Origin of the sequence: Pseudomonas sp. NBRC 111119 (genome assembly GCF_001320125.1) — a bacterium.
In the GTDB taxonomy this organism is placed as follows: domain Bacteria; phylum Pseudomonadota; class Gammaproteobacteria; order Pseudomonadales; family Pseudomonadaceae; genus Aquipseudomonas; species Aquipseudomonas parafulva.
Genome location: NZ_BCAV01000015.1, coordinates 1 through 13,215, shown reverse-complemented (window position 1 = coordinate 13,215; position 13,215 = coordinate 1). Strand labels below are relative to the sequence as shown.

At 63.0% G+C, this 13,215-nt stretch carries 16 protein-coding genes; all 16 read right to left on the bottom strand.

Annotated elements, in window-relative coordinates; all coding sequences use genetic code 11:
- Nucleotides 1-56: 56 nt before the first annotated feature.
- Nucleotides 57-1,199, bottom strand: a complete 1,143-nt coding sequence (flhB, locus tag APH25_RS06370; RefSeq protein WP_028633456.1) for a flagellar biosynthesis protein FlhB — start codon at nucleotides 1,197-1,199, stop codon at nucleotides 57-59.
- Between the two features lie 2 nt (nucleotides 1,200-1,201).
- Nucleotides 1,202-1,978: a flagellar biosynthetic protein FliR gene (gene fliR / locus APH25_RS06365; protein WP_028633457.1), complete on the bottom strand. Its 777-nt coding sequence runs from the start codon at nucleotides 1,976-1,978 to the stop codon at nucleotides 1,202-1,204.
- Nucleotides 1,979-1,985: 7 nt separating this feature from the next.
- Nucleotides 1,986-2,255 carry a flagellar biosynthesis protein FliQ gene (fliQ, locus tag APH25_RS06360; protein WP_028633458.1) on the bottom strand — a complete coding sequence of 90 codons (270 nt, stop codon included), beginning with the start codon at nucleotides 2,253-2,255 and terminating at the stop codon, nucleotides 1,986-1,988.
- Between the two features lie 21 nt (nucleotides 2,256-2,276).
- On the bottom strand, nucleotides 2,277-3,032 hold the full coding sequence (fliP, locus tag APH25_RS06355; RefSeq protein WP_028633459.1) for a flagellar type III secretion system pore protein FliP: 756 nt from the start codon (nucleotides 3,030-3,032) through the stop codon (nucleotides 2,277-2,279).
- Entirely contained in the window at nucleotides 3,029-3,478 is a 450-nt protein-coding gene (fliO, locus tag APH25_RS06350; protein ID WP_060481451.1) for a flagellar biosynthetic protein FliO, read from the bottom strand. The genes fliP and fliO overlap by 4 nt, the downstream gene beginning before the upstream one ends.
- Complete coding sequence (fliN, locus tag APH25_RS06345; RefSeq protein WP_028633461.1) at nucleotides 3,479-3,943, bottom strand: flagellar motor switch protein FliN; 465 nt, start codon at nucleotides 3,941-3,943, stop codon at nucleotides 3,479-3,481. It lies immediately after the preceding gene.
- 47 nt (nucleotides 3,944-3,990) lie between these two features.
- Nucleotides 3,991-4,959 carry a flagellar motor switch protein FliM gene (gene fliM / locus APH25_RS06340; RefSeq protein WP_060481450.1) on the bottom strand — a complete coding sequence of 323 codons (969 nt, stop codon included), beginning with the start codon at nucleotides 4,957-4,959 and terminating at the stop codon, nucleotides 3,991-3,993.
- 9 nt (nucleotides 4,960-4,968) lie between these two features.
- Nucleotides 4,969-5,466, bottom strand: a complete 498-nt coding sequence (gene fliL / locus APH25_RS06335; RefSeq protein WP_028633463.1) for a flagellar basal body-associated protein FliL — start codon at nucleotides 5,464-5,466, stop codon at nucleotides 4,969-4,971.
- Nucleotides 5,467-5,588: 122 nt separating this feature from the next.
- Nucleotides 5,589-6,833: a flagellar hook-length control protein FliK gene (locus APH25_RS06330; protein WP_060481449.1), complete on the bottom strand. Its 1,245-nt coding sequence runs from the start codon at nucleotides 6,831-6,833 to the stop codon at nucleotides 5,589-5,591.
- Between the two features lie 70 nt (nucleotides 6,834-6,903).
- Complete coding sequence (locus APH25_RS06325; RefSeq protein ID WP_028633465.1) at nucleotides 6,904-7,251, bottom strand: Hpt domain-containing protein; 348 nt, start codon at nucleotides 7,249-7,251, stop codon at nucleotides 6,904-6,906.
- Between the two features lie 49 nt (nucleotides 7,252-7,300).
- Nucleotides 7,301-8,992, bottom strand: a complete 1,692-nt coding sequence (locus tag APH25_RS06320; protein WP_060481448.1) for a fused response regulator/phosphatase — start codon at nucleotides 8,990-8,992, stop codon at nucleotides 7,301-7,303.
- An 8-nt stretch (nucleotides 8,993-9,000) separates the two neighbouring features.
- A complete protein-coding gene (locus tag APH25_RS06315; RefSeq protein ID WP_028633467.1) occupies nucleotides 9,001-9,306 on the bottom strand; it encodes an STAS domain-containing protein in 306 nt (101 codons plus the stop codon).
- An 80-nt stretch (nucleotides 9,307-9,386) separates the two neighbouring features.
- Entirely contained in the window at nucleotides 9,387-9,839 is a 453-nt protein-coding gene (fliJ, locus tag APH25_RS06310) for a flagellar export protein FliJ (protein WP_060481447.1), read from the bottom strand.
- A gap of 6 nt (nucleotides 9,840-9,845) precedes the next feature.
- Nucleotides 9,846-11,201 carry a flagellar protein export ATPase FliI gene (fliI, locus tag APH25_RS06305; protein ID WP_028633469.1) on the bottom strand — a complete coding sequence of 452 codons (1,356 nt, stop codon included), beginning with the start codon at nucleotides 11,199-11,201 and terminating at the stop codon, nucleotides 9,846-9,848.
- The gene (gene fliH / locus APH25_RS06300) at nucleotides 11,191-11,970 is read right to left on the bottom strand and encodes a flagellar assembly protein FliH (RefSeq protein ID WP_060481446.1); all 780 of its coding nucleotides are present in this window, start codon (nucleotides 11,968-11,970) and stop codon (nucleotides 11,191-11,193) included. The genes fliI and fliH overlap by 11 nt, the downstream gene beginning before the upstream one ends.
- 195 nt (nucleotides 11,971-12,165) lie before the next feature.
- On the bottom strand, nucleotides 12,166-13,185 hold the full coding sequence (gene fliG / locus APH25_RS06295; RefSeq protein WP_028633471.1) for a flagellar motor switch protein FliG: 1,020 nt from the start codon (nucleotides 13,183-13,185) through the stop codon (nucleotides 12,166-12,168).
- Nucleotides 13,186-13,215 lie beyond the last annotated feature (30 nt).

The following is a 13,215-nucleotide window of genomic DNA, read 5'->3' as shown; positions in this document are numbered from 1 at the left end:
CTGGCCAACGTTGCCTGTGGCAGGGGGCGCGAGGCTGTGTAAAGCCATGCCCCGGGTCAATTATCCCGCCGCAAATCCGCCGGAATCGGCAGGTCATCCTTGAGCGGATCCGGGCGCTTGCCCTTGCCAGCGCGGTACTGGCGGATCTGGAATACATAGGCCAACACCTGGGCAACGGCCAGGTACAGGCCCGCAGGGATTTCGTGCTCCACGTCGGTGGAATAGTAGATCGCCCGCGCCAGCGCCGGTGACTCCAGAATCTGCACCTTGTGCTCTACCCCTATCTCCCGGATCTTGAGCGCCATGAAGTCGCTGCCCTTGGCCAGCAGCAAAGGCGCCGCATTGCCGTTTTCGGGGTCGTATTGCAACGCCACGGCGTAATGGGTGGGGTTGGTGATGATCACGTCGGCCTGGGGCACGGCCGCCATCATGCGCCGCTGCGACACCTCGCGCTGCAACTGGCGGATACGTTGCTTGACCTCAGGTTTGCCTTCGCTGTCCTTGTATTCGTCGCGCACTTCCTGCTTGGTCATCTTCATTTTCTTGTGGGTCTGCCACAGCTGGTACGGTGCGTCCGCTGCCGCAATCAGCAGCAGCCCGGCAGACATCCACAAGGCACTCCAGCCCACCACCTGCAAGCTGTGAATGATCGCCTGCTCCAGCGGCTCGTTGGCAATCGACAACAAGGCCTGGCGGTCGTTGACCAGCACCACCACGGCCACGATCAGAATCACGCAAAACTTCGCCATGGCCTTCAGCAGTTCGGTCAGGCCGTGCATCGAGAACATGCGCTTGAGCCCCGACAGCGGGTTCATGCGGCTGAACTTGGGTTGCAGCAGGCTACCGGAAAACACAAAGCCGCCCAGGGCGATCGGGGCCACGAAGGAGATCACGAACAACAGGATGAGCAAAGGCTGTACAGCCCAGATGGCCATCTTGCCGGACACCAGCAAAAACGCACCCATCGACCGCTCATCGACAATCACCTCACGGGTGAGGCTGAAGTTCATGCGCATCAGCGTCAGCAGCGTCTCGGCCAGGTTTCCGCCAAACGCCAGCAGCCCGCCGGCGCCCGCCAGGGTCACCGCCACCGTGTTCAGCTCTTTGGAGCGCGCGATCTCGCCCTTTTCGCGGGCGTCGCGCTTGCGTTTCTCGGTGGGGTCTTCTGTCTTGTCCTGACCGCTCTCGCTCTCTGACATGCTCAGCGCGCCCTCGCCAGTTCACGCAGCCATTGCAGCGTCTCGCTGGCCAATGCCTGGTAATGGGACAACACATCGGCCAGGCCCACCCAGAAAATCAGCATGCCCATGACCAGTGTCAGCGGCAAACCGATGGAGAAGATGTTCAGTTGCGGCGCCGCCCGTGTCATTACGCCAAAAGCGACGTTCACCACCAGCAAGGCGGCAATCACCGGCAGAATCAGGATCAACCCGGCCGCGAACATCCAGCTCATGCGCCCGGCCAACTCCCAGAAGTGGTTCACCATCAGTGCACTGCCCACCGGCAAGGTGGTGAAGCTTTCGGTCAGCACCTCGAACACCACCAGGTGCCCGTTCATCAGCAGAAACAGCACACTCACCAGCATGGTCATGAACTGGCTGATGACCGCCACGTTCACGCCGTTGGCCGGGTCCACCATCGACGCGAACGCCATGCCCATCTGCACCGCCACGATCTGCCCGGCAATAACGAACGCCTGGAACAGCAACTGCAGGGCCAAGCCGAACAGCGCGCCCACGATGATCTGCTCGGCGCACAGCAGCAGCCCGCGCAGGCTCAGGGGGTCAAACTGGGGGAGTGGCGGTAGCGCTGGCACGATCACCACGGTAATCGCCACCGCAACGTACAGGCGCACCCGCGCCGGCAGCATGCGCGTGCCGAAGATGGGCATGGTCATCAGCACCGCCGTCACCCTGAACAACGGCAGGATGAACGTGGCTACCCAGGTGCCGATCTGCGTGTCAGTCAGTTCCAGCATCAGGCCGTCAACCGATCAGTTGCGGAATGTTGGTGTACAGGTTGGTGATGTACTCCATGAACTTCTGCACCAGCCAGGGCCCGGCCACGATCAGCGTGACCAGCATCACCAGCAGGCGCGGCAGAAAGCTCAGGGTCTGTTCGTTGATCTGCGTGGCGGCCTGGAACATGGCCACCATCAACCCCACCAGCAGGCTCGGCACCACCAGCACGGCCACCATCAGCGTGGTCAGCCACAAGGCATCGCGGAACAGGTCGACAGCAACTTCAGGCGTCATTCACAGCGCTCCCAGGCGGCATCACACGCCACCAAAACTGCCAGCCAGCGTACCCATGATCAGCGCCCAGCCATCCACCAGCACGAACAGCATGATCTTGAACGGCAACGAGATGATCAGCGGCGACAGCATCATCATACCCATGGCCATCAACACACTGGCCACCACCATGTCGATGATCAGAAAGGGAATGAAGATCATGAAGCCGATCTGGAACGCCGTCTTCAGCTCGGAGGTGACAAACGACGGCACCAGAATGGTCAGCGGCACCTGGTCGGGGCCGGTGATGTCGGTGCGCTTGGACAGACGCATGAACAGGTCCAGGTCGCTTTGCCGGGTCTGCGCCAGCATGAAGTCCTTCAGCGGCCCCTGGGCCTTGTCGATGGCCTCCTGCGCGGTCATCTGCTCGTTCAGGTAAGGCTGCAGGGCGGTCTGGTTCACCCGGTCGAACACCGGCGCCATGATGAACAGGGTGAGGAACAGCGCCATCCCCGTCAGGATCTGGTTGGACGGTGTCTGCTGCAGGCCCAGGGCCTGACGCAGGATGGAGAACACAATGATGATGCGGGTGAAGCTGGTCATCAGGATGACGAACGCAGGGATGAAGCTCAGCGCCGTCATGATCAGCAGAATCTGCAGGCTGACCGAATACTCCTGCTGCCCGTTTGCCCCATTGGACAAGGTGATGGCGGGGATCGACAAGGGGTCGGCGGCCAGGGCCAGCGGCGCGGCCAGCAACAGCAGCAGGGTGAACAACGTACGCAGCGTCGCGCTCATCGCGTCTTGTCCTTAGGGTCCTTACCCATCAGTTCCATCAGCCGCTGGGCAAATTCAGGTGTTGCCTGGCGCGCCCCCTGCGGTACCTCGACCGGTTCTGCCAGTACATGCAGGGTCTCGATGCTGCCGGGGCTGTGACCGATCAGGATCTGCTCCTTGCCCACCTGCACCAGCAGCAACCGGTCCCGCGGGCCGATGGCGCGGCTGCCGACGATCTCGATCACCTGCCCGCCCTTAACCGCCGAGCCCTGCACACGCCGCAGCAGCCATGCCAGCAGAAAGATCAGCCCCACTACCAGCAGCAGGCCGAACACCATCTGCGCCAGCTGGCCGCTCAGGCTGCCCGGTGGCGCCGCCGGGGTCAGTGCCGGCGTGGCGGCGGCCTGGCACAGCTGGCTGGCCAACAGTGCGATGGGTGCCGCGATGGCGCGCCTCATGCCCTTCACTCAGCGCAGCTTCTTGATACGTTCGCTGGGGCTGATCACGTCGGTCAGGCGAATGCCGAACTTCTCGTTGACCACCACCACCTCGCCATGGGCGATCAGCGTACCGTTGACCAGCACGTCCAGCGGCTCACCCGCCAGGCGGTCGAGCTCGATCACAGAGCCCTGGTTGAGCTGCAGCAAGTTGCGGATGTTAATTTCGGTGCTGCCCACTTCCATGGAAATGCTCACCGGGATGTCCAGGATCACATCAAGGTTCGGGCCTTCCAGGCTGACGTTGGGGTTGGGCTTGGGCGAGCTGGCAAACTCTTCCATGGGCAGGCGACCCGGCCCTGGGTTGTTGCTGGTATCGCCCAGCAGTGCATCGATATCGGCCTGGCCGGCCGCGCCGGTTTCCTCCAGCGCCGCGGCCCACTCATCGGCCAGCGCCTGGTCTTCTGGAGAGGTGATCTCGTTTTCGTTAGCCATGGTTTCCTCGACAGGCATTCAATTCGGTAAAAGCGAGCGGCACGCGCTCAGCGGCGTTCGATCGGGTCGATGATCTGCAGGGCCAGGTTGCCCTTGTGCGAGCCCAGGCGCGCCTTGAACGCTGGTACGCCATTGGCGCGCAGCACCAGGTGCTCGGGCAGCTCGACCGGGATCACATCACCAGGCTGCATGTGCAGAATGTCGCGCAGTTTCAGCTGGCGGCGGGCGACGGTGGCGGTCACCGGCACGGCAACGTCCAGCACGTCTTCGCGCAAGGCCTTGACCCAGCGCTCGTCCTGGTCGTCCAGGTCGGACTGGAAGCCCGCATCGAGCATCTCGCGCACCGGCTCGATCATCGAGTACGGCATGGTCACGTGCAGGTCGCCGCCACCGCCGTCCAGTTCGATGTGGAAGGTGGACACCACCACCGCCTCGCTGGGGCCGACGATGTTGGCCATGGCCGGGTTGACCTCGGAGTTCATGTACTCGAAGTTCACCGGCATGATCGTCTGCCAGGCCTCCTTGAGGTCGATGAAGCACTGGTCCAGCACCATGCGCACCACCCGCAATTCGGTAGGGGTGAACTCGCGGCCTTCGATCTTGGCGTGGCGGCCGTCGCCGCCAAAGAAGTTGTCCACCAGCTTGAACACCAGCTTGGCGTCGAGGATGAACAGCGACGTGCCGCGCAGCGGCTTGATCTTCACCAGGTTCAGGCTGGTGGGCACGTACAACGAATGCACGTACTCACCGAACTTCATCACCTGCACGCCCCCCACTGCCACGTCGGCAGAGCGGCGCAACAGGTTGAACATACTGATGCGGGTGTAGCGGGCAAAGCGTTCGTTGATCATTTCGAGGGTAGGCATGCGCCCCCGAACAATGCGGTCCTGGCTGGTCAGGTCGTAGCTTTTGATGCTGCCAGGCTCGGATGCACTCTCGGTCTGTACCAGACCGTCGTCGACGCCATGCAACAGGGCATCGATCTCATCCTGGGACAGCAGGTCCTGTACGGCCATTGCCCACTCCTACTGCAATACGAAATTGGTGAACAGCAACTGGTCGATTACCGGCTTGCCGACTTCCTTCTGGGCCACTTCCTGCACCACCACGGTAGCCTTCTGGCGCAGCATCTCTTGCCCCACTGCACTGCTGGCCAAGGTATCGAAGCCGACCCCGGAGAACATCATCACCAGGTTGTTGCGGATCACCGGCATGTGCACCTTGAGCGCGTCCAGGTCCGCCTGGTTGCGGGCCTGCAGGGTGATGCTGACCTGCATGTAGCGCTGGCGGCCGTTCTGGTTGAAATTGACGACGAATGCCGGCGTCAGTGCCTCGTAGATGGCGGCGGGCTTGACGTTGGTAGCGGCGGCATCGGCAGCCGGGGCTGGCTCGCTCTTGTGCATGAAGAACCAGGTGGCGCCCACCGACAGGCCAACGGCCAGCAACAAGCCAGCAACGATGAGCAGGATCAGCTTGAGTTTGCCTTTAGCGGCGGGGTCTTTCACTGCTTCGGTATTCGCCATGCCAATAATCCGTCGTCCATCAGGGGTTATAGGAAGAATGGGATGGCTTGAGCAAGTGTTATGCCAGATTGCGCGCAGCCCTGGTTACGGCTGCGCGAAGGGGGAATCGCCGTGTTGGCGAATCAGGCGTAGTAATCGACCGCGCTGTCGCCGATGAACACCTGCTGCTCGACGGGCCTGGATGCCTCGGTCGCTTCAGCGGCGCCCTGCTCCGCCCGGCGCGCAGCCACCCCGGACAACTGGCTGCCCTGCTGCTGCGCCTGGCCTTGCTGCTGGCCGCGGGACTGGTCGGCAACGTTGACGTCCGGCTGCGCCAGGCCCTGCTGGGTGAACAACTCACGCAGCCGGTGCACCTGGCTGTCCAGGGCGTCGCGTACGCCAGCGTGGCCGCTGATGAAGGTCACCTGGGTGGGCTGGTCGGCGGCCACATTGACACGGATATCCAGGCGGCCCAGCTCGGCCGGTTCCAGTTGGATATCCGCCGACTTCAGGTTCTGGCTGGACAGGTACATCACCCGGTTCACCAAACCTTCGGTCCAGGCACCCTGGTTCATCGGCAGAGGCTGGTGCAGCGGGTTGGCGTTGACCGGTACGGCATTGGCGGTCTTCGCTGTGGCCGCCTGGGTCAGGTTGGCCAGGCGGCTGGCGAAATCATCAACCCGGGTATCGCTGGCGGCGCTCTTGGTATCCTTGAGGCCATCTTCAAGCAAGGCGCCGAAGGCCTTGTCGCCAGCACCGTCGGCCTCGCCCTCGGCACTGGTCACGCCACCCGCCAAGGTATTGACGGGAGCAGCATTGCTTTCGCCCTGAGTGCGGTCCGCGTCCAGCGCATGAGCGGATGTACTGCCTTTGGCCTGGGCGCTGTGCTCAAGTGCCAGGCGCAGCGTCGGTAGATTGGCGAGCGGGTCAGCATCCGGGTCAAACGCCTGCTCGGCAGGTGACTCCTCAGGCTGCGGGCCGGCGGCCTGGAGCACGGGTGCCACGGCCTGTGCCTGGGCCTGGATCAGTTGCGCGCCTGGTGGGGCGTCGGTGACCTGCCCAGCGACGAGGCTGGCGTCACGCATGCCGGTGTCGGCCGCAGTGGTGTCCTCGGCCGGCAACTTATTGCCGTCATCGGCAACCTTGCCCTTGTCGGCTGCCGACTGCTTGCCGCTAACAGCCCCATCACTCTTGTCCGACGGTTTGCCGGCAACAGCTTTATCGGCAGGGCCGGCAACCTTGTCACGCCCCTGACGCGCCATTACCTGGCCGAACCCATCGCCGTTGTTAGCCTGTACCTGCGGCGTTTTGCCCGCTGACGCGGGCGCCGTACGGGAGGCATCGCCAAGGGTATTGGCTTGCAACAAGGGGTTGGATGCGACAGGCATTGAGCGGTCTCCGCGCCATAAACTGAATGATCACGTCGGTGTATGAGCAAAAGTCGCGCCAAGTTACCTGTCAGCCTGCGGATATTCCCTGCTGCTCGGCACGGTAGAAGCGCTGCACCTCGGCGAACTCCTGATCGATACGGCTGATCAGGTCTTCGATGCCGAACAAAGGGGGGCGGCGGGCACGGTCCTCCAGTTGCTGGCACAGGCCCGCCAGCGCAACGGCGCCCATGTTGCTGCTGCTGCCCTTGAAACTGTGGGCAGCGGCGCCCAGCTCCTGGGCGCTGCGCGCCGCATGCAGTTGCCCCAGGCGCCGCTCGGAGTCGTCTAGAAAGGTCTGTACCAGCTGCAGGTAGCCATCTTCCATGACTTCTCGCAGGTCGCTGAGTACCTTGTGGTCGATATGCATGTCAGCCACTTGTTCGCTCCTTGATCAAGCCAGATAAATGCCCGAGCCCGCCCCAGGCTCACCAGGCGAACTCCACGCGTGCGCACCGGCCACCTTCGGCCCAGGTTGCACTGCTGGACAGGCGCCGGACCAGTTCCAGCCCGCGCCCACTCAGCCCTTGTTGCAATGCCGCCCGTGACAGCACCTGCTGCACGTCGAAACCCTCACCGCTGTCACGCACGTCGATCTTCAGACGCCCGCCCTGGGCATGCGGTTCAACCACAAGGTCGATGCGCACGAAGCCCTCGCTCAACAATGCCAGGCGCCGAGCGCGCTCCTGATAATAGTCGGCAAACCCCTGCACATCCCGCTTGAGCTGCGAATCCAGGCCAAGCACGCCATGTTCAAGCGCGTTGGAGTACAACTCGCTGAGCACACTGTACAGGTTCCCGCCACGGGTACGCAGACCATGAACCTGCTGCAACAACTGCACCAGGTACGGTACGGGGTTGAACTGACGCAGGCTTTGCCCGCGAACCTCGAACCCCAGCGACCAGTCTGCCGGGCTGGTCGGGCCACTGTCCGGGTAGTTTACAGGAGCCGGCAACGGCTCTTGGGCGCCGGGCATGCGGATATCGCACAAACTAATGTCATCCCGTGGCTGCCCACCAAACAGCGCCAGCGCCTGCATCAGCTCACTGAACAGCAGCGCTGGCTCGCGGTTGCCGGCCAACACCGACCGCAGGCGCTGCTCGCCGAACAGGCGCTCCTGGGCATCTGCTGTTTCCAGCACGCCGTCGGACAGCAACAGAACCCGCTCGCCTGCGGCCAGCGGCCATACCTCGACAGCGTCATCGAACTGCCCAGGCCCCAGAATACCCAACGGTAGATGACGTGACTGCAATGGCGTCAGTACAGCACCTTCCGCCGACAGGCGGTAGCCGTCGGGCATGCCGCCGTTCCATACCTCCACTACCGCCCGCTGCTGGCTGAGGTTGAGCAACAGCGCGCAGCAGAACATGTCGACGGGCAGGATGCGTTTGAGCTTGGCGTTCATCTCGCGCAGCACCTGGGGCATGGTGTAGCCCTTGGCCGTCATGCCGTAGAACACCTCGGCCAGGGGCATGGCGCCGACCGCTGCCGGCAGGCCATGGCCGGTGAAATCCCCGAGGAATACGCGCATGTCACCGGACGGCGTAAAGGCCGCGAGCATCAGGTCGCCATTGAACAGTGCGTAAGGCGACTGCACAAAGCGGATGTTGGGCGCGCCAAGGCAACCGGAGTGGGCGACCTTGTCGAATACCGCCTTGGCTACCCGCTGTTCGTTCAGCAGGTGGTGGTGGTGCCGGGCGATCTGGTCACGCTGCTGGAGCACCGTGTCCTGCAGCCGGCGCAGGCGGTCCATGGCGCGGATCTTGGCAGCCAGGATCACGGCACTGTAGGGCTTGGCCATGAAGTCATCGCCGCCCGCCTCCAGGCACCGCACCAGCGCCTGCTCTTCATTGAGGGATGTCAGAAAGATGATCGGCACCAGCGCCTCGCCGGCCAGGGCCTTGATCTGCCGAGCGGCCTCGAAACCATCCATCACCGGCATCAGCGCATCGAGCAACACCAGCTGCGGGCGCCGTTCGCTGAACAATGCCACCGCTTCCTGGCCGTTCTGCGCAGTGACCACCTGGTGCCCCTGGCGCTTGACGATCTGCGCCAGAAGCATGCGGTCGACGTCACTGTCCTCAGCAACCAGCACCGTCAAACCCTGCCCGGCCGGCATATTGGCGCTCAACTGATGTCGAAGAGTTTGTCGAAATTGGAGATGGCGAGGATCTTGCGCACATCCGAGCTGGCGTGCACCACCCGCACATCGGCTTCATCGCCCCCGGCGTAGTCGCGCAGCATCAACAGCATGCCCAGCGCCGAACTGTCGAGGTAAGTGGTGTCTTGCAGGTCGACCACCACGGCATCGGGGCGGCTTGGCTGACGCTCGTAGGCATCGCGAAATTCCTGGTGCCTGCCGAAATCGAAGCGCCCTTTAATCCTGATTGTGAGCTTTTTGCCGTCCTGCGAAAAATCCGTTTCAACTGCCATTTCAGCGATTCCTTCGATGATGGCGGGTGCGTCCTCATGAAGGTGTAGCAGCCACAGGTGGAGGCCGCAAGTGGTGGAGGCTAGAGCGGTTCCTGGCGCGGCAGGCGCTGGGACAGTTCATCGAGCAGGCGCTGCTCACGCTTGTCTTCGGCACGCCGGGCTTCGTCCATGTAGCGCTGCACCAGTTTGCGCAACCCTTCAACCCGCGCGTAGGCCTGCTGCCACATGCCCCGGGCATTGTTGAGGTTGTTCTGGTGCCACACCAGGCTCTGACGCTGCTGGGTCATGGCGGTTTCGAGCTGCCCGAGAAAGCGCTGGTAATTGACCAGCCAACTGCCATTCACGCCCTGGCCACCGCGGTTGATCCACTGCTGCTGGTAATCCTCGCGAAAGCGCTCCAGCTCTGCCAGCTTGGCCTGGGCCGTGGCCACCTGCTGCTGGAAATGCCCCAGGCGCTGGGCGGCCTTGCGCTCGGCTTCTTCGGCCATGCCCACCACCGGCGCAAGGCGCGCGGCGCGCCCTGGCAGCGCCACCGGCTATCAGCCTGCCGGGGGCGTGAAAATCGCCCCCAACTGGTCGCGGCTTTGCGCCATGCCCACGTTCTCCTGCAACCCCTGGCGCAAATACTCGACCAGGCGTGACTGCAAGGCGATGGCCAAATCCGTTTCGGGGTCGCCACCGGCCACATAGGCCCCCACGCTGATCAGGTCGCGGCTTTGCGAAAGGCGCGACCACAGCTGCTTGAACTTCTGCGCTTCGCGCAGGTGATCGGCATCCACCACCTGCGGCATTACCCGGCTGATGGAGGCCTCGATATCAATGGCCGGGTAATGGCCCTCTTCGGCCAGGCGCCGCGACAGCACGAAGTGACCGTCCAGCACGCCCCGCGCCGAGTCGGCGATGGGGTCCTGCTGGTCATCGCCTTCGGACAATACCGTGTAGAACGCGGTGATGGAGCCGCCACCCGCCTCCCCGTTGCCGGCCCGCTCCACCAGCTTGGGCAGTTTGGCGAACACTGACGGCGGATAACCGCGGGTAGCCGGCGGTTCGCCGATGGCCAGGGCAATTTCCCGCTGGGCCTGGGCGAAGCGGGTCAGCGAGTCCATCAGCAGCAGCACGTTTTTACCCTTGTCGCGGAAGTACTCGGCGATGCGCGTGCAGTACATGGCAGCGCGCAGACGCATCAGCGGCGCATCATCGGCAGGCGATGCCACCACCACCGAGCGCTTGATGCCCTCCTCGCCGAGGATGTGCTCGATGAACTCCTTCACCTCGCGCCCCCGTTCGCCAATCAGGCCCACCACAATGATCTCGGCTTCGGTGAAACGGGTCATCATGCCCAGCAACACCGACTTACCCACACCGGTGCCAGCAAACAGGCCAAGGCGCTGACCGCGGCCTACGGTAAGCAGGCCATTGATACTGCGAATGCCCACGTCCAGCGGCTTGCTGATAGGGTCGCGGTTGAGCGGGTTGATCACCGGGCCGTCCATGGGCACCCAGTCCTCGGCCTTCATGCCACCCTTGCCATCCAGTGCACGGCCGGCGCCATCGAGCACCCGGCCCAGCATGCTCATGCCCATGGGCAGGCGACCGCCGTCGTCCAGCGGCACCACCCGCGCGCCAGGGGCAATGCCGACAATGCTGCCCACCGGCATCAGGAACACCTTGGGCCCGGCGAAGCCCATCACTTCGGCTTCGACCTGCACCGGGTGGTAGCTGTCATCGTTGATGACCAGGCAACGGCTGCCCACGGCAGCGCGCAGGCCTTCGGCTTCCAGGGTCAGCCCCACCATGCGCAGCAGGCGGCCTTCGACAACCGGTTGCGCAGGCAGCTCGATGGCCTCGGCGTAAGTGCCCAGGCGCTTGCCGAAGCTGGTGCGTTCAAGGCGCATCCGCTGGCTCCACCGGTGCATCCAGGTCTACCGAAAGGTCAGCGGCGGCAGGGTGCAGGGAATGGTCGTGCAATTGATCGAACAGTTGTGCCACCGCTTTTTCGATGCGGGTTTCCATGGTCGCGTCGATGCGGCTTTGGGTCGTTTCGATGCGGCATCCGCCCGGCAGCAAGGTGCTGTCTTCCAGCAGCCGCCAGTTTTCTTCATGGCGCTCGCGCAGGGCCTTGGCCAGTGCGAAGTCCTGCGGGTTGAGGTGGATGCGGATGTTGTCAGCGCCCATCGGCAGCAGTTTCAGCGCGCCGCGCAGTACCTGGGTGATCTGGCTGGAATCGTTGTGCAATTCGCGGCCAATCACCTGCCGGGTGATGTGGGCCACCAGGTGCACCAGGGTTTTCTCGATGTGCGTGTCCTGCTCGGCGATCGGTTCCATCAGATGGGTCATCAAGCGTTCGAGGCTGGCCAGCTTCACCTTAAGGGCTTCGTCGGCTTCTTGACGCACCTTCAGCTGGGTGCTGTGAAAACCTTCACGCTCACCGGTGGCAAAGCCCTCGTTGTAGGCTTCCTGGCGAATGGCTTCGAGTTCTTCAAGGGTAAGCGGCTGGACGTCTTCCAGCGGCACTTCCTCGACCTCTTCTTCCACTTCTACCGGTTGTTCGGGTTCGGACCGAGGCGGCGGCTGGGGGTCAAAGCTGGGCAGCGCCCATACGTCCACACCCTCAAGGTCACGGGCACGGATCAGGTCGCTGGGATGGTGTTCTTTGGTGGACATGAACTCGCCTGTTTAAATAGCTGCAAGCTGCAAGCTGCAAGCTGCAAGCTGCAAGCTGCAAGCCAAAGCAGACTGCATGAGGGCTTCTTTTTTCTTACCCCTTGAAGCTTGTATCTTGCAGCTTAAAGCTACAAGCCTAAGCAGGCTGCATGGGGCTGCTTTTTCTTGCCGCTTGCAGCTTAAAGCTTGCAGCTTTTAGATCATTTCTTCGGCGCCCTTGCCGCCGAGGACGATTTCGCCGGCGTCGGCCATGCGGCGGGCGATGGTGAGGATTTCCTTCTGCGCCGTTTCCACGTCGCTGACCCGCACCGGGCCCTTGGCCTCGAGGTCGTCGCGCAGCAGTTCGGAGGCACGCTTGGACATATTCTTGAAGATCTTGTCCTTGACCCGCTCGTCTGCACCCTTGAGCGATACCACCAGCACGTCCGAAGACACCTCGCGCAACAGCGCCTGGATACCGCGGTCGTCGACGTCGGCCAGGTTGTTGAACACGAACATCAAGTCTTCGATCTGCTCGGACAGGTCGCTGTCGATCTCGCGGATCGAGTCCATCAACGCGCCTTCCACCGAGCTGTCGAGGAAGTTCATGATGTCGGCAGCGCGCTTGATGCCACCCAAGGTGGTACGCGCGGCATTGGAGTTGCCGGAGAACTGCTTCTCCAGAATCTGGTTCAGCTCTTTCAACGCAGCCGGTTGCACGGTGTTCAGCGACGATACCCGCAACACAATGTCCAAACGCACCTTGTGGTCGAAGTTGCTCAGCACTTCACCCGCCTGGTCCGGGTCGAGGTAGGCCACCACGATGGCCTGGATCTGCGGGTGTTCGTAGCGGATCACGTCGGCAACCGCACGCGGTTCCATCCATTTCAGGCTGTCCAGGCCGCTGGTGTTGCCGCCCAGCAGAATGCGGTCTACCAGGCCATTGGCCTTGTCTTCACCCAGCGCCTGGTTGAGCATCTTGCGGATATAGGCATCGGAACCCACGCCCAGGCTGGTCTGGTCGCCGACCACTTCGACAAACTCGCTCATCACCTGCTCGACCTGGTCGCGGTGAATGTTGCCCATCTGCGCCATGGCCACCCCCACCCGCTGCACTTCCTTGGGCCCCATGTGGCGCAGCACCTGCGCGGCATCGGTTTCGCCCAGTGAAAGCAGCAGGATGGCTGCCTTGTCGACGCGGCTCAGCTTGGCGGTAACGGCTCGGTTATCACTCATCGGCGTTGATCCAGTCTTTCACGACCTGGG